We start from the raw sequence: 20,715 nt of genomic DNA, 5'->3' as shown, positions 1-20,715 counted from the left end.
TCTAATCTCGCTTCATAACGAAGATAAGGCCTATCCCTCCGAGCACTAACATTGAAGCTATCACCGAGGTTGAAGTGATGGCTTCTCCTAACCCGATACCGCCAGCAACGAATGCAATGACTGGCACAGAAAGTTGGGCAACTGACGCCTGAAGTACCGAAATCTTTTGCAAAACCTGATACCAAAGAATGTAGCCAAAGCCTGAAGCGAGTACGCCTGACATCATTGCCCATAGCAGACCCGAAAGCTCTGGTATGTGCGAAGTCAGTAGCAATGGGCTTGTTGCGAGTGCCAAAAGAGTCGCAATGAAAAAGCCTTGAGTAATTGAGACTGAAGGTGCATCACTGCTGTATCGCCCTGCAAGAGTAAACCCAGCCCAACATAGCCCAGAAACGGCCATCAGCAGCGCCATTCCCCAATCCGGCGTTTGAGCCGATGGCAACATCAATACGACAAAACCACTAATAGAGAGCAGCACCCCTAGCCATTCCCATAGCCCTAACCTTTGGCCTAAGACAATATAAGCCGCAATCAAAGTCAGCTGGACAACACCAAATAAAATCAGAGCGCCCGTTCCGGTAGAGAGCTCGGTGTATGCGAAGGAAAATGCCACGGCATAGCCAAACAGAGCACCACCAGCAAGCCAACTGCGGCCAGACGAAAGGAAATTAGCGTGAAACTCCCCTTTAATCTTCATCAGAATAACTAAGGTCAATGCGCCAGATAACAGGCGAATCAAGGTAAAGGCACCGGGTTCAATTGACTGCTCTGAGAGCGCAAAACGGCAGAAAAAGGAATTAGCAGCAAAAGCAATTAAGGCAATAGGTAGCGTCAAAGACGTCGGCATAATGATCCTTTAGATAAAAACCCAGTTATTGATGATGTTCTAAGTACACCTGAGCTTCTTGTCGCCCCATATATTTACCTAACGTACGCGCAGGAACGCTAGTCAAATCCACCACGATCAGTCCATCTAGCGCATAGTTAAACGCAGGGTCAACGTTAAAGCAAACCAGCTTACCGTTCATACCTAAATACTGGCGAAGCAGCACAGGCAGCCCCATTCCTTGTTCAAGGCGGCTCAAAACTTTGGACAGTAGTGGCAACTTAGATAGTGAGCTCAACATATCCGGGCGCCAAAACTCCTGACCACTTTTTTCAAGCGGAGTGGTTGGCGCAACTAATTTGGCCTTCTCATCATCATAGTAGTGAACAGACATTACCGACGCGATTAACTGTCTGGCAACTGGGCTATAGTCATTGCTGATGCTCACCGGACCAAATAGATGAGTATATTTCGGGTTGCGCTGCACAAAAGCGGCAATGCCTTTCCAGAGCAGTAAAAGTGAGTGCATGTTACGCTGATATTGGTGAGCGACCACAGAGCGCCCTAGCTCAATCGACTGACCTAAACTTGCGACAAAATTCTCGTCATACTTAAACAGACTGGTCGAGTAGAGAGCTTCAATACCGCCCTTTTCGACCAGCTCATCGACTAATCCTAAGCGGTACGCCCCGACTAAATCACGCTTGGCTCTATTCCAGACAAATAGCTGTCGGTAGTGAGAGTCAAACTTGTCGATGTCACACGCTTGTCCGCTCCCTTCTCCCACTTCTCGAAAACTCTCCTCTCGCACGCGGCCAATCTCCAGCATCATATTGGGGATATAAGCCGTCGGCACACAATAGACATCAAAATCGCCTTGCTGCAATAGCTGGAACTGGTCTAATACAGAGAGTTCTCGCTCAAGCAATTCTATATCGACTGGGGCAATAATCGGCTCTCCATTGCTCTGCGCCAACACTTGTGTTTTCTCATCCTCAAAACTGCTCATCAAGTACGTGTTAAGGCGAAAGTAACGAGTAATATCTTCGTCGCTGGCAAAATCTTTTATCTCACTGTAAGGAATCGGCTGCCCCACTGACACTGAGATGGTTTGACCCGACTTATTGAGTAGCTCGCGACCAAGCAATGCAGTTCTTAATAGTGGATGAATCTTCCCCGCTTGATAGAAAAGCTTGCTGTTCATGCCATTGATGAAGATTGGCACCGTGGTCGCTTCAGCATGACGGACAAACTTAGCGACCGATTTACTCCACTCTTTATCCGTCACCTTATGCTCTTTTGATTGCCAATCTGACACTTCACCCGCTGGAAAGACAATCAATACACCACCGTCTTTCAAGTGTTGATTGGCCGCTTTGATTGCGCGGCGGTTGGTCGATTTTGCTTGCTCACCACCAAATACATCGACGCCAATAAACAGCTCATCAAGCTCTGGGATACGTTTGAGCAGTTCGTTGGCAAGCACCTTCACATCCTCACGCACCTGTGAAATAAGCGACGCTAAAATGATCCCTTCAATCCCACCAAACGGGTGATTAGCCACAATAAGCACTGGTCCCTGGCTGGGAACATCTTCCACACTTCCATGATCGACACGATACTGAGTGCCGATACGCGCGAGTGCTTCATGCATAAATTCGATGCTATTTTCAGGCAGCTTTTCTTGCTGATAAAGTGCATCTAGCGTGGCAAGGCCGGTCGCCCACTCAACAACGGACTCCCCTAATCCAAAGGGCGTTTTACGCGGTAATCGAAAAGGACTGGTGATCATAATGCGTCTCTCTTACTTGCGAGTGTTTATTGAAGCAGTGCTGGCCAGTTTTGGTCGCCCTGAGTAATGTGGCCGCTGCGATCGTCATCCCACCACGCTTTGATTTCGGCGTTGTAATTCAGGTACAGCTTGCCATCGACAATCGCCCACTGATTTGGATCTGCCGGAGCAAAGTCATTTTTAGCTGAAACGGCCCACGCACAATAGCCACCGTATTGAGGGGCATACGCTTGCGGATCGGCTTTGAATTTATTGAGATTTTCTGGTGAAGAAAAATACCAATCTGCGCCTTGATATTCGGTTTGCCACTGCTTGTTCCCTTTGACAGGTTTACCGTCCGTAAAATAAGCGACGGTGTCATAGCCATCGAGTGCTTTATTGCTAAAGAAACCGGTGTAAATTGGATCTTCGGCAAAAACAGAGAAACTCATTAGAGAAAGAATTAGGGCTAATAACTTGTTCATTTAAATACTCCTTGTTCAGCAATAGGTGAACGTAGCCAGCGTTGATAACCTTGAAAATCGATAGTTCGATCATCATCCACGGAGCGATAACTCATCTCCTGCTTAGTAGAGGACACGATGACTGAGGTAAAACTTACAGTGCGAGCGTCATCTCTCTCCATTAACGGAGAAAGGTGCGGGAAATGAGCGTCATGAGTTTGATGAAACAGACGGCCGACATCATTGCTTGGCGTCGTGACAACCAGTTCGTTAAACAAATTTAAGCGATATTGGGAAGCCTGCTCAAAATGCATCGCCGCTGAGACCATAGGCGCACAAGCGCGTGAGCGGGACAAACGCTGACCGTCCCATGTCCAAGCTACGGTTTCATTGGCCGTACGCCGAGTATCAAAAGAGACCACGGTAAACGGGGCAAAACGATCCAGCGTCATCTCCATCAAGCGAAGATCTAAGTTGTGGCTAGAGCTGCTGCTGGCCAAGCGTTTAACGATCAGCCCGCGACTGATCAACGCCCCTTTTGGCGTTTCACCTTGATAGTAGTTGAGTAAGCAAACCGTCACTCCATGCTCGTTAGTTGAGATCCAACTGCCCCCTCCAACCGGATCAATCGGCATCACACAATGAACTCCGTCGATCATCATGTTTTGCGGTTCCAGTGCAGGAAGGCGCGAGCGTTGCTCATCACGATTAAAATAAACCTCGTAATGGTTATTACCGTGGTAAAGCCAAGATAATGTACACATACCTATTGCGCCCTCTGGTACGTTGCTGTCGCAGGCGCTACGCCAAACTGAGCATCTAACATCACACCACGCAGTGAAGCGACCACCTTAGCCATCGCAAAGTGATGAGTGGCATGCAGAGCAGCAAAAGTCAGCTCTCGCTCCAGTGTCGAAGAGACTTCCTTGCTGTGCGTCTGAGACAGCATCACTTCGGTTTCAACCGCAACAGATTGACTCAAAATACGATTAGGCAAATGGAACAACCACTCGCTGAGCTCTTTAATTTCCTGCTTGGCGATATGAAGATTACGCTCCACTTCGTGACCTCGTCGGCGCACGTTGTAATCGATGTGGTAGGGTTCCAGTTTGATGGCATAAAACAAATCCAGCCAGTGACGAAAATGCTCGCCGATCGAACTGGATACATGGGGTTGTGCAAGATAGGTGTAGTCTTCCTGGGTAAGACTCTCTAGAAATAGATAACCTTGTTCAAGCGTTTCAATACACCCGAGTACCGTTTGATCGGGTCGCTTATCTGGTTGTGATGCAGCGTAAAGCTGAGCATTTTTCATAGTAGGCTCCGGAGTTGGTTTAGTCGGTCATCGGATAAAGTTGAGTCAGCAGTTTTTCTTCGCGCCAAGCTTGCAATAACGCCCCCAAAGTTGGCGTTTGGTGCCCTTGCTGCTTATGCTTTGAGCCGATTTGGTAGAGCAAGCGGTACTGCTTGAGTAAAGTCGAGAAAATATCGCTTAGCGGCGTGTCGCTATCCCAAATATGCGCGGCTTCACTGCTAGCACCATTGATCTCCAAGATATCGAAACTCTCTCCTCTCATGAGTGACTGAATATCGGCAAACTTCACGTCTAGGCGGCCATAGTTAAAACCGTCGAAATCACCTAACACTTCATCTAGCTTCTGCTCCAGTTGCTCAGTAATGAACTGGTTGCCATCACGAAAGATTGAGCCTCGTGAGTGGCTACCTGCAAATGCCAATTGATATTCGTTGTTAGCGGGAATCACGGTCTCAAGATGTTCGGTATGTCGAGGTAAATAGAGGTGCTGGAGTTTTCCTGCGCGTGGGCAGTTAGCAATCAATTCTTTAAGTGTTGATGTGCCGTCACCAATAACCCGCGGTGAATACTTCAAGGTAATCGAGATGACTTTACCTTTCGTATCTCCTGGCTGTTTAACATAAAACACCCCCGCTTCCGCACTGTAGTGAGATTTTTGTTGCAGTAAGAAGCGTCCTGAACGCGGAAAGGATTGGATATAGTCTTCGAGCTGCTGATCAGAGTGGATAAGCTTGACCCCGACCCCGCGGCAGCCCAAATCAGGCTTCGCCACCAGCGGATAGTCTAAGTTTGCTTCCTGTAGCTTATCTTTGGCGAGCTCACGCAGTGACTGATTGGTTTGATCACTCTTAGTCACAGTGACAAATGGCAAAATCCACTGATTGGTATGTTCACCTGCGGAGTGAAAGATGTCATGTTTCGACTCCCCCACCATTCCGCTCAATTTGATTGCAGGATTGGCAATCAAGGGCAGCGCCCAATCGCGATGAAACAAGCTCAACGCAACACTTTGCGCGACAACAGGTGTATAAAAAAACCAAGCTGGTAGAAATTCAAACGGTGAAATCACTCGCTTAGGCTCATCTAATACAGGCATCCCTGCATTGACTCTTCCTGCTGGAACCATTGCAACGTTAGCGAGTTGCGTCATAAGTACCCCTTAACAACGTATTAGTAATCAATTTATTCACCAACCACATCAAACACAGCCCTACTGGAATCAATAACCAGCTGTATTGGCTTTGCTCAATCCATTGACTGCTTCCGAGCTGAAAAAACGAACCGAATATCACCGCAGTCCAAAGTGAGGTTGCGGTAATCACAGCGATAAAGAACTGCCACTTGGGTACATCAAGAAACCCACTCAGCGAAAAACCAAGTGTTCTTAATCCAGGGATGAAGCGAATAATAAACAGGCTCATAAAGGCGTTTTGGCGTAGCTGGCGCTTTACTCTTCTCCCGCGTTGGCAGCGAAACAGTCGATAGCGAAGGAAACGAATTCGCTGAGCTGCTTTACCAAGGAGATAAAGACCGAAATCACCACTACTGATACCAATAAAGATGGCGACTAAAGCTAGACTGGCGGGCATGAGTTGCTCTACCGCAAGTGCTGCGGCAGAAATAATGGCAAGGTCTTCGAGTAGATAAGAAAGCAAAATAACGCCGATAAACATCATCAGCAAAGACGCTTCACCGTAAAACAGCCACTCTCTTATCGTCTCTGCTAGCTCAATCATCCTACCTACCAAAATCATTGCAGCGCTGCTACATCCATAAAACACCACTAAATGCAGCGCGACTTCGCGATGCATTCGGAATATTTATAAAGATAGATTAATCAATAGAAAAATTTCACTGACGGTAAATTTTTATCTTTTCGTCTCTAGCAAGACTCGTCGGCGTGACCTGCAATGAGATCGCGCTCCCTTGTGCACAAACCGAAGTCATGCAACCCTATAAAACAAGCGAAACTAGTCACCATAGTTAACCGTTTGTTCTAGGATTCTTAGGCCATGAAGGCTGACGACAACAAGGGAAATAAACCTCAAGATGACATCACTCTCACAGGCACAAGCACAAAAGCTGGCGCTGTTTTCTCAGCAGCTTCCTAATGGCATTGCTAAAGGGAACAGTTACGATAAAACCCTCGCTACATTTGAGCAGCTTGGCTATGTGCAGATTGATACCATTTCCGTCGTTCAGCGGGCACACCACCACACGCTTTGGGCTCGCAACCCCAGCTACCAACCCAAACATCTAGACCAACTGGTCGCAGACAAACAGGTTTTCGAATATTGGTCCCATGCTGCCGCCTATCTGCCAATGTCCAACTATCGCCATAGCTTACCAAGAAAAGCCGCGATCAAATCTGGTCAGCAGCGCCATTGGTACTGTAAAGATAGAGAGTTAATGAAAAACGTCTTTGCGCGCATTGAAGCGGAAGGACCATTAATGGCCAAAGATTTCGAGTCTAAAGCCAACAAAACTCAAGGTTGGGGAAGCAAACCGGCCAAGGTAGCGCTGGAGAATCTCTACATGCAGGGAGATTTGATGATTGCTGAGCGACAGGGGTTCCATAAAGTCTACGATGTTACGGCTCGTGTACTGCCTGACAATATTGATACCTCAATGCCAAGTCGCGAGGAACATGCTGAGCACCTAGTGATGAATTACCTCAAAGCGCATGGTTTTGGCAGCTTGCCTGAAATGATTTATCAGCTAAAAGATGTAAAATCAGATGTGGTCAACGCGTTGGAAAATCTAGCCAGTAACAAACAGGTCGAGCTTATTGAAGTTAATGGGGAAACTTACTACGCCACCAGCCAAGCTTTGAATTTGTTAGACAAGCGCCTCAACCGCAAACAAGCCAAGATCCTCTCTCCGTTTGATAACCTACTGATTCAACGCAAACGAGCCAGCGCAGTGTTTGATTTTGATTACTTGATTGAGTGTTATGTACCTCAAGCTAAAAGGCAGTTTGGCTACTTTTGTTTGCCAATTCTTTGGGATGGTAAATTGGTGGCTCGCGCAGACTGTAAGGTCAATAAACACAGCTCAACATTGGAAGTGCTACACCTAGTGACCGAGCCTTCGATAAAGCGGTCGGACGCTTTTAGCTCTGCACTGGAGAAAGAGCTTCAAGCTTTTGCGAAATTCAATCAATGCGTACAATTTGCCATCTTAAAGCGCTCTGAAAATACCGCTAAATAGTCGCTAGCACTCAACTCAAACGTCATTTATTTAACCTAGTGTTGAGGGTTTTGAACTAGGCTATTAATGAACCATTTGATCTCTTTTCCAAGATGGTTAACTATCAGCATAATTGTTGTCGCTTTGAAGTTTAAACATGAATAAATTGACGATTCTCGACGGTGGTATGGGTCGAGAGCTAAAACGCATGGGAGCGCCGTTCTCACAGCCTCTTTGGAGCGCTCAAGCCTTGATCGAATCCCCTCAGATCGTGACGCTTGCTCATAAAAATTTCATTCACGCAGGTGCAGAGATCATCATTTCTAATAGCTACGCGTGTGTCCCCTTCCATTTAGGCAAAGAGCGATACGAATCTGATGGCGCTCGACTAGCTAAAGAAGCAGCGATGCTAGCTCAAGATGCCGTAGCTCAAACAGCGAAACAGGTACAGGTCGCTGGCGCGCTGCCACCCGCGTTTGGCAGCTATCGACCAGACTTGTTTGATGCTGTCGAAGGCGAAAAAATCTTCCGCACCCTGTTTGAGGCGCAAGATCCTTACGTCGATATTTGGTTAGCAGAAACCATCTCAAGTATTGAAGAGTTTAATGTCATTCAGTCGGTTTTATCGCAGACACCAAAAACCTGCTATTACGCATTCTCTTTGCAAGACACGCCAAGCAACGCCGCGTTGATCCGCTCAGGCCAAACTGTCCGAGAGGCAACAAAACGAGTTTGTGAGTCTGGTGGTCATGGAGTGTACTTCAACTGCTCAGTCCCTGAAGTCATGGCTCAAGCAATACGAGATGCGAAGCAAGTGATCGATGAGTTAAATGCTGATGTTGAAATTGGTGTCTATGCCAACAACTTTGCTCCGATCGGTAGCGATCATGAAGCAAATGATACGATTCAAGCGATGCGAGAGCTTTCTCCTCAAGATTATCTAGCCTACAGCCAACAATGGCACCAATTAGGCGCGACAACCATTGGTGGCTGCTGCGGCATTGGGCCAGAACACATTCAAGCACTCAGTGACTGGAAATTGAGTCAATATGGATAATCGCGGCGTTGGCTGCGAATCAATGATAAACTTGCGCGCGCTCGACTTGGGCGCGACGTTTTTATCTATCTACACCACCTTTTATCTTTCAGGAATACTTCATGGCGGCAGCAAACTCAGTTATTGTCCTCGACTTTGAGACCACCGGACTTTCTCCTAATATGGGCGATCGCGCAATTGAAATTGGTGCGGTAAAACTCATTGATGGTGAAGTGGTCGATACGTTCCAACAACTGATGAACCCTGGCTTTCGCGTTAGTTCATTTATTGAAGGCTATACAGGGATCACCAACAACATGTTAGCCGGAGCTCCAAGCTGCGAGGAAGTGATGTCTGATTTCAACGACTTTATCGGCAATGACAATCTGGTTGCCCACAACGCTTCCTTTGATAAGCGCTTTCTCGATGCCGAATTCGAACGCATTAATCGCAGCTATCAGGGTGAATTCGCCTGTTCTTTGTTAGTCTCACGTCGATTGAATCAAGAGGCTCCAAGCCACAAACTAGGCGATTTGGTTCGTTATATGAACATCGATAACGATGGCGTATTTCACCGCGCCTTAGCGGATTCACAAATGACCTCCAAACTGTGGTTATTAATGCTTGAAGATATGCAGCAGCAAGGTATCCACCAGCCTTCATTCTCATTGATGCAAAAAGTCAGTAAAACCAGTAAAGCGACAGTTGGAAAGTTGCTTCAGCAGCACACGGTATAGTCAGAAATGAGCCAAACTGATATTCAACAAAAGATCGCCAGCTTTACATCCATTGAGCAGGCGTTAGATTATTTTGAGATTGGCTATGACAGTAAGTTTATTGCAGAGTATCGCACTGAGCTAATTAAGCGCTTTAACGGCTACTTAATTCTGGAAAAGCCTGATGATTGGTTTTCTGGCCGTCGAGCGCTTAAAAATGCTTATTGTAAAATCCAGCGCGGGCGACTCGATAAGCACACCCGCTCAGCCTGTCGCGGGTGTACTTCGTGTCAACGTCGGTGAGGTGATTACACTTCTTGTTCTAGATCCTCATCTTCGAACATCGATGAGTACTTGATTTCAAATTGATTAAAGCTGAATATACTCGGGCCATGTACTCGCTTGGTGACCACTTTTTCTTCACCATATTGAACCGTCACATGCGTGTACACTTTGCTCTTCACTTCAACATTACACTCTTCAAGCGCGACCTCTAACTCCTGTTCGTGATGGTCACGAGCTTGTTTGACTTTTTCTAGATGTGCATTGGCTTTCTGCTTATCCGCCTCTAACGCTTGCTCTTGCTCTTCGGTACGTTCAGCTTTTGGTGTCTTTTTAAACTCGAGCTCTCGACGAATAATATCCATAGTTTGCTCTTGCGCTTGTGTGTACTGCTCTTTGAGTTTTGCTTGTCGATCTTTGAACATTTGGAAACGTGCAAAAGCATGTAGGTAGGTTGCCGTATCCCCTTCAACGCCGAGATTAATACACGTCACCTTGCCACCAACCTTGGCATGACCACCACTTAGTGTACCTTGCTTTTCAGCCGCATCAGCCACCACAAGATCATGGCCACAGCGAAGTTCATTATTCAAACAATGGACACTGAGGTGAATGTCGTTAGCCGCTTGCAGTTCTGAAAACTGTGCATAGTTGGCGGTAATTGAACCGCCAGATTTCACAATACAGCTTTTCGATTGGTCTTCAGACACATTATGTCCAATGATGCCTTTCGCGACCTCAATATCACCTTGCACTTGGACATCGGCAGATTCGATAAAACCACCGACCGTCAATGACCCCGTGGCACGAACCACCATATCAGATTCAATATTTCCAAGAACTACCACATTGCCTTTGAACTTAACATGGCCTGTCGCAACACCAATGGTTGGCAAACAAAGTGCATCTTCCACATCGACTCCGCGCTCTTTGATGATCGGCATACCGGAGACTTCGGCAATTAATAGGTTTGGATTATCTGGAGAGATTTTTGTCCCTTTGCCCTCTTTGAGCATCGCGTCATTGCCCGGTTTCGGTGGTATCACCTTACCTTGCACTGTAAGACCCGGCGTCCCTTTGGTTGCCGGTACGCGTTTCATCAGAGGATCATTTTCAGATACGGTGATGGTTTCACCAAGGTTGAGCATATCGACCTTACCGTCCGGTGCGGACTCTTTCGGTGCGAGCACTTGCTTAGTAGGATCTTTAACTAATGGGATAAATTTGGCATCAACACCTTGAATAGGATTTTTGCCTTTAGCGACAGGCTGAGAAAAGGTTTCACCCGGTTTGAGTTGGTGACTCATCACTAGCACTTTTTTCAGCGCAAGCTTATTGATACCTTTAGTCACATGCGACTGGGCTAGCGCTTGAACAATTTGCGGCCCTTTAAGCGGCACGCCTTTATGAGCACCTGTCACGACCATACTCGCGAGCATATCATGATCGGAGAGCACGACTTCAACAGACGCATCTCTAACTTCAGCAATCGTAATGCCGACATACGCTTCGCTTTTCATCTCTTTTGCCAAGTTGATAAAGCGTAATACTTCATCTTCCATCAGAAAGTAGTCCTGACCTCCGATTGAAGTTAAAGCGTCATCAAGCCCTCGCGTATCAAAGTTGCCATCGACGACAATATCTGCGGTCAACTTCGCGATAACTTGGCGACTATCCTCAGAAAAAGCGACAAATTTATCCCACATGCCATTCTGCCTTATGTACATCCTAGAATGAGTGTATAGAATTAATTCTAATGGCTGTATCACAAGTGTGACAAATTAAGGCGTACATCACTCCCAGACGTTTTTACACTGTAAATAACGTTAGCTAGAACTCGGAAAGTGATGCTCTGCTGCTAATGAGTATACCGCTGTGACACTTCGCCCCTGTTTAGAATATTCCAACGAATCACATAATTCTGAAGCAAGAACGATACCACGGCCGTGTGTCAGAGACTTATCGGGAGAGTCATAACTTCTCTGATAGTCAAACCCTTCGCCATTATGTTCAAGCTCCATAACCAATTGAGACCGCTCTGGACAGTACTCAAGATTCAATTCGATATACGCTGAGTCAGATAGCTCTTTAAGCTTTTCTTCTCGCATTTGATAAAACAGAAAGAAACCATCCGGCTCTTCTTTGATAGAGGAGTCCAAGCGCAGTAAGCCATGTTCAATAGCATTGGCAAACAGTTCTGACAGCACCGAACAAACCAAATCTAGGTGTGCTCCGCTGTGCAAAATACCGGTCAAAAACTTACGCACCTCCGTCATGACCGTGACGCGTTTAATCACCTCTCCATCGAGTCTTAAGCTTGATTGAATCGGTATTTGATTTTGAATCGCTTGGCTAGGAGGCTGCTCTTGAGCATTGCCATTAGATATAGGGAAAGTCATCGCCAGTATTGATAAGTCATCGCCAACCGATTTATGAGCAAAACTGCGTACCGACTCATACAGTGTCGGGATAATAGCTTGCTGGCTATGGAACGCGTTTTCTAGCCGCTCTTGGCCAAATTGTTCACCCTCTTCATTCATCGCTTCTATCACGCCATCGGTATAACAGATGATTTGTTGATCTGGTTCGAGTTTAAAGTGCTGTATGTTTGCCTCAAACTCGTGAGTCTTTAATACCCCAAGTGGCATGTGGTTCGATGTTAAACGACGCACAATGGTACCGTCACGCTCGATAAGATAACCATCAGGCAAACCACCGCCCCACCATGAGACTTCAAAGCCATTGGCTCGTACTTCAAAAATACTTGCCGCCAGCATCATCCCCATCGGTAAGAACCTCACCAGCACTTCGTTGATTTCTCGTGCGATTTCACCTAATGACAACCCCTTGGCCGCCATACTGAAGAAAGCCCGAGTGGCGGGAATTGCCGAAATAGCGGCAGGGAGCCCATGACCGGTCGCATCGGCAATCATCACATAAACCCCACCATGAGGCCGGTTAGCAACCACAATAAGGTCACCATTAAAGACCGTAGATGGCGTTGATAGGTAATTTATGCCGTAGATATTTTTCACCTGAGAGCTCATCTCAAGCATTAGGTTAGAAAAGATCGATTCTGCTATGGCGTAGTCGTAGCGGACTTGCTCATGGAAGTGGCTAAGCTCATCACGTTGCTCTTTCACTTCGTTGTGCATTCTGACAATACGGTAATGCGCTTGAACCTTGGCAAGTAAAACACTGCGCTCTACAGGTTTGAGAATAAAGTCGTCACCATAGGTTAAACAGCGCTCAAATGAAGCGTGGTCATCGAGTACAGTCAGAAAGATAATCGGTATATGCGCATCAGGAAAGGCTTGTCTTATTTCTTGCGCAGTGGTGATACCGTCTTTAATTGGCATCATCACATCCAGCAATATCACATCTGGCAGGCTGTCCATCTTAGCCATTGCTTCAACCACGCCTTGGCCATTTTCAAAGGTTGTTACCGTTTCAGCTAAGTGACTTAGCATAAAGCGGCACAGCTCTCGATTGGTCGCATGGTCGTCAACAATCATTACATGCATAAGAGCTCCTTAGCTATCACTCAATAGCGAACTTCTTATCAAAGCGCGAAATCGTAAGAATTTTACGCACTTGGGGTAAGGTGTTAGTGATACGAATCATGCCATCCTCTTGCCCAAGATAATTGTGCATATTGAGTAACATCCCCAAGCCAGCACTATCAATGTAATCGACCTTACGTAAGTCGATGGTGAATCGAAACTCCTGCCGATCGTTATAACAACGACGAAATTCTTGTACCAAATTGAAGCCAAACGCTCCTTCAATCAGAATCGTGATATGTTTTGCTGCTGCGTCCATTTGTGCTTCTACAGTCATACTTTTTCCCTCACATTAATCCAGTCTGAAAGATTTAAAACAGTTCGACTTCTCCCTCATCGATGCTTTCTTGCGATGCCGCTGGTGCATCTCGGTTCTGCACTTGGCTTTGCAGTTCAATCACAGCCGCGGTAAATTCATCGAGGTCCATGTCCCCCTCTCCCCACAGCTGGCATAGTTGAGCAAACTCTTGTAGGTAACCAACGGATGTCTTCGCGTATTCACCTTGCTGTACGATAATGTCTGCAAACTGAAGAGCTCGAATGCCGTTATCAACCTGCGAATGGATTAAATCGCCACTCGAACGAATTTTGTGCACTTCTTGCTCGACTGTCACATTGACTTCTTGGACGCCACGTAACATGGCATCCACTTTTTCTTTCGACTCTATCGCTTCGGTCATATCAATCGATGCCATCTCACCCACGGTTTTATTGGCTTCTTTCACCGTTTGTTGGGCGACATTAATTTCCGTTTCGATTTGGTCATTGAGCTCTTTGGCTTTGACCGAAAGATCGCGAACTTCTTGAGCAACGACCGCAAACCCTCGGCCTGCGTCACCGGCTCTGGCTGCTTCAATAGCTGCGTTGAGTGCTAACAAGTTGGTTTGTTCAGACAGACCCCGTACTCGCTCTAGCAGTTTAAATACCGCATCAAGCTTATCGGACATGTCGTGAATGCTGTGCACGGCTGAAATACTTTTCTCTGACACGTTGACTAAGGTATCAACAAACTGACGAATGATAGCCTCTGTCTTAGGCAGCACATGGCTAATATCATTGGTACTGTCTCGGTTACCCAATAAGTTATCAACCAGCTCGGAGGTGATTTGGTTTTGCTGTTCGGCAAGTTTTTGCAATTCAAAGTAGCTTTCGTTGAGCGTTTCTACTGACTCATCGACGACACTTCGTTGGTGATCTAACGGCTCTGTGAGCTGTTGAGAAATGCATGATAGCACCGGGTAGACTTCTTTTGGCGGGATCTGCTTATCTGTAGCATTGGTTGCAGCAGTATCACTTTGATTGTCTCGCACCTTCTGCGCCGCTCTTGGTATGACAAACCAAGGGACAGCTGCAGCCATCACCATCAAAGCGACATGTAATGCTGACGACGACATACTCATTGCGGTCGATAACAGAATGATTTGTAAGCCTATCGCGATGAAATATCGGGTATTATTTGCGTTCTTTTTAATGTTCATCGATTCTTCCCTGACGTTGTAGGCCTGACTATGAATCAGGAGATAAATAGTGGCATATTTTTCCGGCCACACTGTGTAAATCGACCACGGAAAGGGCAGCGCCCATTTCGGCCGCAACACGAGGCATGCCCCACACCACAGATGATGCCTGATCTTGAGCAATCGTCTTGGCACCGAGTTCCTTCATCCGTAGCATGCCTTTTGCTCCGTCTTGACCCATTCCAGTAAGAATGACGCCAATGGCTTTATCACCGACAGTTTCAGCGACCGTATCGAACATCACATCCACTGAAGGTTTATGTCTATTGACTGCTGGTCGGTCATCCAATTGACAATAAAGGTGTGCCCCACGGCGAACCACAACAAGGTGCTTGTCCCCAGGCGCTAAATAAGCGCACCCAGCTACTAAAGGCGCTCGGTTGGCGCTGAGTTCTTTAACTTGAATATCGCTGTTCTCATTTAATCGTTGAGCGAAAGAGGTCGAGAACATCGCACTAATATGCTGAGTAATGATAATTGGCGGCATGTTGGCGGGTAACATAGACAGCACTTGCTTAACGGCCTCTGTCCCGCCCGTCGACGCCCCAATCGCGACCACTTCAATATGATCATTGTGCTTGGGTACGCTTAACTTGCTTTGGGTCTTCGGTTTTGCAACGGCGGTACCTGAAGTCACGTTAGCGCCCGCTGCCATCTTAATTTTTTCAATCACTCGCTTCTTGTCGCTGGCAATCTCACCGGTGCGGTCCACAGATGGCTTAGGAAAGTAATCTACTGCGCCATATTCTAAGGCAGCAAGGGTTGCCTCAGCACCATGCTGTGTCAGCGTCGAAATCATTACCACTGGCATTGGTCTAAGACGCATAAGATTTTTGAGAAATTGGACACCATTCATCTTTGGCATCTCAATATCTAAGGTTAGAACATCTGGGTTATGAACTTTGATCAACTCTCTCGCTTCAAGTGGATCTTCAGCTGTGGCTACCACTTCGAGATCGGGATCAGAGTTGATCAGTTCCGATAGCAAAGCGCGGTAAACGGGAGAATCATCGACCACCAATACTTTTATTTTTTTCATTAAAACAGCTCCACGTCATCATCATGAGGACGATGACTTTCTCTATCCAACTGACGTGCATATTTTTCTTCTTGATTTTGTAGCAGGTGAACCTCAGTAAATGGAATTCGCTTAAGCCAAGCTTTTCCTGTGCATGGGTCAAACATCACCTTGCGCGGCTCTAAACCTCCTAGATCCTGAGCAACGACATCGAGGCCTTCTTGTTTTACATAGTTAAGAATAAAGGCGACATTTTTTTCACCGACCATAGAGCTACGCCCTAGCATTTGCGCACCTCCAAACAACTTCACTTGTAATGAGGAACGCTGTGCGCCCCTTTCAATCATGGCGTTTATCAGCATTTCCATAGCGTAGCTGCCATAACGAGACGCTGTAGAGATAACCTCTTCTGGGTTCCATGACTTGAGCTGACTCTTGTTATCAAAGGGCAAAAGAAAGTGGTTCATCCCTCCAATATGCTCATGACAATCCCAAACACACGCCGCCACACAAGAGCCTAATCCAGTCGCGATAAGCTCATCTTCTTTTGAGGTGCAATAGACGCCTCCCGGCAATACCTTAACGATGTGCTTATCCTTTGTTGGATGGTAAAAACGATTAAAGTGCTGATTTTCATATTTTGGAGCAGCACTACTCCTAGCCTCGATCATGCGTGATCCCTATTTCTTTACGTAAATGGTGTGTCCAAGGTGATGGAATAGATCCAAACTTGCGGGCACGCTTTCCGAATGTCCTATGAATAACACGCCACCGGGTTTCAGTTGCTGGTAAAAGCGCTTAATCAGTTTTTCTTGTGTGTTTCGGTCAAAATAGATCATCACGTTTCGGCATGAAATCAGATCAAACTGCTTGTCAAAATTCCACTTTTCCAACAAGTTAAGCTGACGAAAATCAATAAACCTCTGCAATCCTGATTTACACTTCACATTCCCTGCCTGCTTGCCTGTTCCTTTCACAAAGCAGGGTTTTAGATATTTACTTGGAATGCTGTTTAGCGCTTCTTCGCTATAAATACCTTGCTTAGCATGTGCCAAAACTTTTGTGTCAAGGTCAGTTGCCGTAATCTGTATGCTTTCAAATAGCTCAAAGGCTTTCGCCCAGTACAAAGAGGAGACTAAGCTATAAGGCTCCTCACCGGTTGAACAACCTGCTGACCAAATGCGCAACTGCTTGAGGTTTTGGCCCTTCCATTCAGACATCAATACTTTTTCAATAAACTCAAAATGGTGATATTCACGAAAAAACTGCGTCTTGTTGGTCGTTAGACAGTTAATGAAATTGACCTGTTCTTGTTGGTCGCCTTCCATCAACTGTCGATATTGGCTAAAACGCTTCAGGCCCAGCCGCCTAAGTTGGCGACTGATACGGCCATAGACCATGGTTCTTTTGCGATCAGAAAAGAAGATGCCGACGTTCTTGTGCATGAACCACTGGATAAACTTAAAGTCTTTATCTGTTAGCTCAAACTCATTTGACTCCGGCACCGATGACTCAGTCCTGGCTAGAACTCTTCCCATTCGTCTCCATCCTCTTCAAGCTTGAAGCTAGAGTTAGCGACTTTTGGGGTGCGAATCTCGCGAACGTTGTTACTCGCTCCCTTATCCATCGCTTTCGATTCAAACGTTGTAACGTTGTTGTCATCGCTGAAGAAGTTCATCAATTGCAGTAACTGTTTACCTTCATCTCGCAGCGACTGACTCGCAGCGGATGTTTCTTCAACCAAAGAGGCATTCTGCTGAGTCATTTCATCCATAGTTGCAATCGCTCGGTTGATTTCATCAATCCCCGTTGACTGCTCTAAGCTCGAAGAGGCAATTTGCGCAATGAGTTCTGTAACCTTGGCAACCGCATCAACAATTTCATTAAGAGTTTCACCAGACTCATCGACCAATCGAGAGCCTTCATCCACCTTCTCAACGCTGTCTTTGATAAGTCCTTTGATCTCTTTAGCGGCCGCCGCACTTCGTTGCGCGAGGTTTCGTACTTCACCAGCGACAACTGCAAAGCCGCGACCTTGCTCGCCTGCCCTTGCTGCCTCAACGGCTGCATTCAGCGCTAATAGGTTAGTCTGGAATGCAATCTCATCAATCACGCCAATGATGTCAGCAATTTTCTTACTCGCGGTGTTGATTTCAGACATCGCAGATACGGCTTGGCCAACCACTTCACCACCTTTGCTGGCTTTCTTAGTCGCATCATCAGACAGTTCATTCGCCCCTTTGGCATTGTCGGCGTTTTGTCGAACCGTCGCCGTCATTTGCTCCATACTTGCCGCGGTTTCTTCTAGGTTAGAGGCTTGAGCTTCAACACGTTGGCTCAAATCGTTGTTGCCTTCAGCAATTTCCGTTGACGCCGTAGCGACACGAGCAGACGATTGAGTGATCTTATCTACCATATTGCGAATGTTAACAATCGAGGTGTTCACCGCATGAGACAGTCTTGCAAACTCACCCGTATTGTCTTCTGGCATGGTGGTATTTAAGTTGCCATCCGCCACCTGACTCATGACATCAATACACTGTCCTAAAGGTGTAACCATGGTATCAAGCAAGTTGTTAATGCCATCACCAAGCTCTTTCATAAAGCCGTTATAAACACTGGTGTCAATTCGCTCATTGAGCTCACCAGCAATCGCTTTTTGAATCAGGGCTTCAACTTGACGTTGGCCATCTTGTTGTTCAGTAATATCCACCCACTGGAGTGCAGGACCAATATAGTTACCTTGACCATCACGCATCGCGATACAGGTTAGGTTGAACTCTAAGCCGCCAACCGCGATATTCGATGAAAACGGTAGTCGATCCGGATTGGCAATAATGTTGCGCTGGTGGCCTGGGTTCTTATGGAAGACGTCAATGTTTTTGCCTACTAGGTTACTGGCATCAAAACCAGGCAGCGCTTTCTGCAAATCGCCTTCACGGCTTTTTAGCAATGTCGCGAGAGATGGGTTTAAGTAAGTGATGATGCCATCTTTATTCGCCATCATTAGGTTAGTCGTCATGCCTGAGACCGCCGAGGCTAAGCGACCAATTTCTTCTTCTTTAGCACGCTCTTCTGTCACATCACGCCACTCTAAGGTATTACCAATATAGTTACCCTGAGCATCATTGATAGCGGCAACGTTGAGCTCGATCTTCAAGTCTTGAATGGAGATATCGGTGCTATAAGGCAAATTACTCGGGTCTGCAAGCAGTTGGCGTTGGTGGGCTGGATTTCGGTGGAACTCGTCGATACAACGCCCTAGTAGCCACTCTTCGCTAGCAGTGAAGCCAGACCAAACACTACGCATCGTCCCTTCATGTTTTCTAAACAGGCTAATGGTTTCATGGTTGGCGTAGGTAATATTCAAGTCTCGGTCAATCATGACCATTGCTGTCTGCGCTTGATCGACAGCCGCTTGTAGACGGGTTATTTCATCTTTCTGTTTTAGCTCACTAGTAACATCAGACCATTCCAATGTATTGCCCACATAGTTTCCGCTCGCGTCGATAATAGCGCCAACATTCAGCTCTATCTTAACGTCCTTCACGGTAATGGTTGTGGTATAGGGTAAGTTGGACGGATTGGAAAGCATTTGTCTCTGATGACTTGGATTGGTATGAAATAAGTCTATACAGTAACCAAGTAAGAACTCTTCCGTAGCTTGAAAATTTGGCCATACCGATCGAAATAAGGTCTCATGTGTTTGCAAGAGATCCATCGACTTCTGGTTGAGGTAGGTGATGTTGAAATCACGGTCGATCATCATCAGTGCAGTTTGCGCGGCGTTGAGCGCTGAAAACAGCTGCTCTTTCGTCACTCCCTGCTCTTGTTCTTGCTCTGGCTCAACGCTTTCCGTCAGCGTATCTTGCGTTGGTGCTACAAATTGAGCTGAAGGCTCCGTTCTTCTATTCCAAAATGCCATGAGTTTCCCCTCACTGGTTGCTTCATCTGACGTTATCTACCGACACGAAAACACCACGTACGTAACGGCCTTATGCCCAACTCTCTTCCTCTTGGTTGGGTAGAACTAACTCTGCTGCATCGAACAAAGTTTCAAGATTAATTAAAATGAGATGTCCATTGGCTACTGAGGCAATTCCTCGAACGTAGCTATGATCGACATCGGCAGAGACATACGGCGACGGTTTAATCTGCTCTTCACTCAGTGGATAGACTTCAGATACACCATCAACAATGATGCCTAGCGGATGTTTTTGTGCATCATTAAGGACAATCACTACGGTGGTCGCACCTATGTGCGCCGGAGACAGACCAAATCGCATTCTTAGATCAACAATTGGTACGTATTCACCACGAATTTCCAAAACCCCTTTCATATACTCTGGGGAGTTGGGAACTTCTCTTACCGCGCTCCAGCCACGTACTTCTCTTACCTCGAGGATAGGAACGCCATACTCTTCGCCTTCAAGGACAAAGCTTAAAAACTCTTGAGTTATAATCATGAGTGCGCCCTTAATATTCGTTCAATGTTGAGTAATTCTTCGGTGTCCAGTAACGACATCACTTGCTCACCGACGTTAATCAGTCCCTGCAAATAAGGCGTCACTAACGACTCGCCGACCGCTGGATAGAGTTCATTTTGCCCTTGGCTAACCACATCACTAACCGCATCGACAACTAAACCCATTAAGCGCTCTCGATCCTCATCGTTAAAACGCAGCACGATAACTACCGTGGTCGGCAGGTATTCTCGAGTACCTACCGAAAAACGCAGTCTTAGATCGACTACCGGCACGATCATCCCGCGCAGATTGATCACTCCACAGACAAAATCTGGAGCTCGTGGGATTGGGGTCGGACGCTCCCAGACGCGAATCTCTTCGACATCTTTTATTTCAACGCCATACAGTTCCCCGGCAAGTTGAAAGCTAAGAAAGTCTGCACTTTCACTTGCTTCATCACTCATGTTCTCAAGCAAGGCTTCCGCTTGAGCTTCTATATTTTCTCGCGACTGTGCGCCAAATTCGTTTGTTGCTACCACTTCCATGTGAGCC

21 protein-coding genes are annotated in these 20,715 nt (G+C 46.6%); 4 read left to right on the top strand and 17 right to left on the bottom strand.

The features are described 5' to 3' along the window. Position 1 precedes the first annotated feature (1 nt). Genes ELS82_RS07620 through ELS82_RS07590 form a run of 7 tightly spaced genes read right to left on the bottom strand, consistent with a single transcriptional unit; the run spans position 2 to position 6,112 of the window. A complete protein-coding gene (locus ELS82_RS07620; protein ID WP_134834964.1) occupies positions 2-847 on the bottom strand; it encodes a DMT family transporter in 846 nt (281 codons plus the stop codon). A 25-nt stretch (positions 848-872) separates the two neighbouring features. Continuing rightward, the gene (locus tag ELS82_RS07615) at positions 873-2,618 is read right to left on the bottom strand and encodes a bifunctional lysophospholipid acyltransferase family protein/GNAT family N-acetyltransferase (RefSeq protein WP_134834963.1); all 1,746 of its coding nucleotides are present in this window, start codon (positions 2,616-2,618) and stop codon (positions 873-875) included. 26 nt (positions 2,619-2,644) lie between these two features. Then, on the bottom strand, positions 2,645-3,082 hold the full coding sequence (locus tag ELS82_RS07610; protein WP_134834962.1) for a YHS domain-containing (seleno)protein: 438 nt from the start codon (positions 3,080-3,082) through the stop codon (positions 2,645-2,647). After that, complete coding sequence (locus ELS82_RS07605; protein WP_134834961.1) at positions 3,079-3,825, bottom strand: NRDE family protein; 747 nt, start codon at positions 3,823-3,825, stop codon at positions 3,079-3,081. Before ELS82_RS07605 ends, ELS82_RS07610 begins: the two co-directional genes overlap by 4 nt. 2 nt (positions 3,826-3,827) lie before the next feature. Continuing rightward, positions 3,828-4,376: a hypothetical protein gene (locus ELS82_RS07600; RefSeq protein WP_134834960.1), complete on the bottom strand. Its 549-nt coding sequence runs from the start codon at positions 4,374-4,376 to the stop codon at positions 3,828-3,830. A gap of 19 nt (positions 4,377-4,395) precedes the next feature. Next, the gene (locus tag ELS82_RS07595; RefSeq protein ID WP_134834959.1) at positions 4,396-5,526 is read right to left on the bottom strand and encodes an ATP-grasp domain-containing protein; all 1,131 of its coding nucleotides are present in this window, start codon (positions 5,524-5,526) and stop codon (positions 4,396-4,398) included. After that, a complete protein-coding gene (locus ELS82_RS07590; RefSeq protein ID WP_134834994.1) occupies positions 5,510-6,112 on the bottom strand; it encodes a DedA family protein in 603 nt (200 codons plus the stop codon). Before ELS82_RS07590 ends, ELS82_RS07595 begins: the two co-directional genes overlap by 17 nt. A gap of 313 nt (positions 6,113-6,425) precedes the next feature. Between ELS82_RS07590 and ELS82_RS07585 the strand changes: the two genes are divergently transcribed. The 4 genes from ELS82_RS07585 (at position 6,426) to nifW (ending at position 9,620) form a co-directional block, all read left to right on the top strand. Further along, positions 6,426-7,586 (top strand): winged helix-turn-helix domain-containing protein, encoded by a 1,161-nt coding sequence (locus tag ELS82_RS07585; RefSeq protein ID WP_134834958.1) that lies wholly within the window; start codon positions 6,426-6,428, stop codon positions 7,584-7,586. Between the two features lie 136 nt (positions 7,587-7,722). Then, positions 7,723-8,622: a homocysteine S-methyltransferase family protein gene (locus ELS82_RS07580; RefSeq protein WP_134834957.1), complete on the top strand. Its 900-nt coding sequence runs from the start codon at positions 7,723-7,725 to the stop codon at positions 8,620-8,622. A gap of 101 nt (positions 8,623-8,723) precedes the next feature. After that, positions 8,724-9,338: a 3'-5' exonuclease gene (locus ELS82_RS07575; protein ID WP_134834956.1), complete on the top strand. Its 615-nt coding sequence runs from the start codon at positions 8,724-8,726 to the stop codon at positions 9,336-9,338. A 6-nt stretch (positions 9,339-9,344) separates the two neighbouring features. Further along, positions 9,345-9,620 (top strand): nitrogenase-stabilizing/protective NifW family protein, encoded by a 276-nt coding sequence (gene nifW, locus ELS82_RS07570; RefSeq protein ID WP_134834955.1) that lies wholly within the window; start codon positions 9,345-9,347, stop codon positions 9,618-9,620. A 5-nt stretch (positions 9,621-9,625) separates the two neighbouring features. On the opposite strand, the gene ELS82_RS07565 is transcribed toward nifW, so the two are convergent. The 10 genes from ELS82_RS07565 to ELS82_RS07520 all read right to left on the bottom strand — a co-directional run bounded on the left by ELS82_RS07565 (position 9,626) and on the right by ELS82_RS07520 (position 20,708). Continuing rightward, a complete protein-coding gene (locus ELS82_RS07565; protein WP_134834954.1) occupies positions 9,626-11,305 on the bottom strand; it encodes a flagellar assembly protein A in 1,680 nt (559 codons plus the stop codon). Positions 11,306-11,425: 120 nt separating this feature from the next. Continuing rightward, positions 11,426-13,123 (bottom strand): ATP-binding SpoIIE family protein phosphatase, encoded by a 1,698-nt coding sequence (locus ELS82_RS07560; RefSeq protein WP_134834953.1) that lies wholly within the window; start codon positions 13,121-13,123, stop codon positions 11,426-11,428. 16 nt (positions 13,124-13,139) lie between these two features. Next, on the bottom strand, positions 13,140-13,439 hold the full coding sequence (locus tag ELS82_RS07555; protein ID WP_053439357.1) for an STAS domain-containing protein: 300 nt from the start codon (positions 13,437-13,439) through the stop codon (positions 13,140-13,142). 34 nt (positions 13,440-13,473) lie between these two features. Beyond that, positions 13,474-14,640, bottom strand: coding sequence for a methyl-accepting chemotaxis protein (locus ELS82_RS07550; protein WP_134834952.1), 1,167 nt, complete (start codon positions 14,638-14,640; stop codon positions 13,474-13,476). Between the two features lie 28 nt (positions 14,641-14,668). Next, the gene (locus ELS82_RS07545; RefSeq protein ID WP_134834951.1) at positions 14,669-15,718 is read right to left on the bottom strand and encodes a protein-glutamate methylesterase/protein-glutamine glutaminase; all 1,050 of its coding nucleotides are present in this window, start codon (positions 15,716-15,718) and stop codon (positions 14,669-14,671) included. Next, a complete protein-coding gene (locus tag ELS82_RS07540; protein ID WP_134834950.1) occupies positions 15,718-16,368 on the bottom strand; it encodes a chemotaxis protein CheD in 651 nt (216 codons plus the stop codon). Before ELS82_RS07540 ends, ELS82_RS07545 begins: the two co-directional genes overlap by 1 nt. A gap of 9 nt (positions 16,369-16,377) precedes the next feature. Continuing rightward, positions 16,378-17,235: a CheR family methyltransferase gene (locus tag ELS82_RS07535; protein ID WP_134834949.1), complete on the bottom strand. Its 858-nt coding sequence runs from the start codon at positions 17,233-17,235 to the stop codon at positions 16,378-16,380. Beyond that, positions 17,220-19,622 (bottom strand): aerotaxis transducer Aer2, encoded by a 2,403-nt coding sequence (gene aer2, locus ELS82_RS07530; protein WP_134834948.1) that lies wholly within the window; start codon positions 19,620-19,622, stop codon positions 17,220-17,222. Before aer2 ends, ELS82_RS07535 begins: the two co-directional genes overlap by 16 nt. A 70-nt stretch (positions 19,623-19,692) precedes the next feature. Next, positions 19,693-20,163 carry a chemotaxis protein CheW gene (locus ELS82_RS07525; RefSeq protein ID WP_134834947.1) on the bottom strand — a complete coding sequence of 157 codons (471 nt, stop codon included), beginning with the start codon at positions 20,161-20,163 and terminating at the stop codon, positions 19,693-19,695. Further along, positions 20,160-20,708 carry a chemotaxis protein CheW gene (locus ELS82_RS07520; protein WP_134834946.1) on the bottom strand — a complete coding sequence of 183 codons (549 nt, stop codon included), beginning with the start codon at positions 20,706-20,708 and terminating at the stop codon, positions 20,160-20,162. Before ELS82_RS07520 ends, ELS82_RS07525 begins: the two co-directional genes overlap by 4 nt. Positions 20,709-20,715: the final 7 nt, after the last annotated feature.

Source organism: Vibrio ouci, assembly GCF_004551525.1.
Lineage (GTDB): Bacteria > Pseudomonadota > Gammaproteobacteria > Enterobacterales > Vibrionaceae > Vibrio > Vibrio ouci.
Note: the sequence above shows the minus strand (reverse complement) of the source record. Positions and strands in the feature narration are given on the sequence as shown.

What these genes read in the sequence shown, in the direction of transcription:
- ELS82_RS07620 (WP_134834964.1), bottom strand. Translation starts at nt 847, where the DNA reads ATGCCGACGTCTTTGACGCTACCTATTGCCTTAATTGCTTTTGCTGCT.
- ELS82_RS07615 (WP_134834963.1), bottom strand. Translation starts at nt 2,618, where the DNA reads ATGATCACCAGTCCTTTTCGATTACCGCGTAAAACGCCCTTTGGATTA.
- ELS82_RS07610 (WP_134834962.1), bottom strand. Translation starts at nt 3,082, where the DNA reads ATGAACAAGTTATTAGCCCTAATTCTTTCTCTAATGAGTTTCTCTGTT.
- ELS82_RS07605 (WP_134834961.1), bottom strand. Translation starts at nt 3,825, where the DNA reads ATGTGTACATTATCTTGGCTTTACCACGGTAATAACCATTACGAGGTT.
- ELS82_RS07600 (WP_134834960.1), bottom strand. Translation starts at nt 4,376, where the DNA reads ATGAAAAATGCTCAGCTTTACGCTGCATCACAACCAGATAAGCGACCC.
- ELS82_RS07595 (WP_134834959.1), bottom strand. Translation starts at nt 5,526, where the DNA reads ATGACGCAACTCGCTAACGTTGCAATGGTTCCAGCAGGAAGAGTCAAT.
- ELS82_RS07590 (WP_134834994.1), bottom strand. Translation starts at nt 6,112, where the DNA reads ATGATTGAGCTAGCAGAGACGATAAGAGAGTGGCTGTTTTACGGTGAA.
- ELS82_RS07585 (WP_134834958.1), top strand. Translation starts at nt 6,426, where the DNA reads ATGACATCACTCTCACAGGCACAAGCACAAAAGCTGGCGCTGTTTTCT.
- ELS82_RS07580 (WP_134834957.1), top strand. Translation starts at nt 7,723, where the DNA reads ATGAATAAATTGACGATTCTCGACGGTGGTATGGGTCGAGAGCTAAAA.
- ELS82_RS07575 (WP_134834956.1), top strand. Translation starts at nt 8,724, where the DNA reads ATGGCGGCAGCAAACTCAGTTATTGTCCTCGACTTTGAGACCACCGGA.
- nifW (WP_134834955.1), top strand. Translation starts at nt 9,345, where the DNA reads ATGAGCCAAACTGATATTCAACAAAAGATCGCCAGCTTTACATCCATT.
- ELS82_RS07565 (WP_134834954.1), bottom strand. Translation starts at nt 11,305, where the DNA reads ATGTGGGATAAATTTGTCGCTTTTTCTGAGGATAGTCGCCAAGTTATC.
- ELS82_RS07560 (WP_134834953.1), bottom strand. Translation starts at nt 13,123, where the DNA reads ATGCATGTAATGATTGTTGACGACCATGCGACCAATCGAGAGCTGTGC.
- ELS82_RS07555 (WP_053439357.1), bottom strand. Translation starts at nt 13,439, where the DNA reads ATGACTGTAGAAGCACAAATGGACGCAGCAGCAAAACATATCACGATT.
- ELS82_RS07550 (WP_134834952.1), bottom strand. Translation starts at nt 14,640, where the DNA reads ATGAACATTAAAAAGAACGCAAATAATACCCGATATTTCATCGCGATA.
- ELS82_RS07545 (WP_134834951.1), bottom strand. Translation starts at nt 15,718, where the DNA reads ATGAAAAAAATAAAAGTATTGGTGGTCGATGATTCTCCCGTTTACCGC.
- ELS82_RS07540 (WP_134834950.1), bottom strand. Translation starts at nt 16,368, where the DNA reads ATGATCGAGGCTAGGAGTAGTGCTGCTCCAAAATATGAAAATCAGCAC.
- ELS82_RS07535 (WP_134834949.1), bottom strand. Translation starts at nt 17,235, where the DNA reads ATGGGAAGAGTTCTAGCCAGGACTGAGTCATCGGTGCCGGAGTCAAAT.
- aer2 (WP_134834948.1), bottom strand. Translation starts at nt 19,622, where the DNA reads ATGGCATTTTGGAATAGAAGAACGGAGCCTTCAGCTCAATTTGTAGCA.
- ELS82_RS07525 (WP_134834947.1), bottom strand. Translation starts at nt 20,163, where the DNA reads ATGATTATAACTCAAGAGTTTTTAAGCTTTGTCCTTGAAGGCGAAGAG.
- ELS82_RS07520 (WP_134834946.1), bottom strand. Translation starts at nt 20,708, where the DNA reads ATGGAAGTGGTAGCAACAAACGAATTTGGCGCACAGTCGCGAGAAAAT.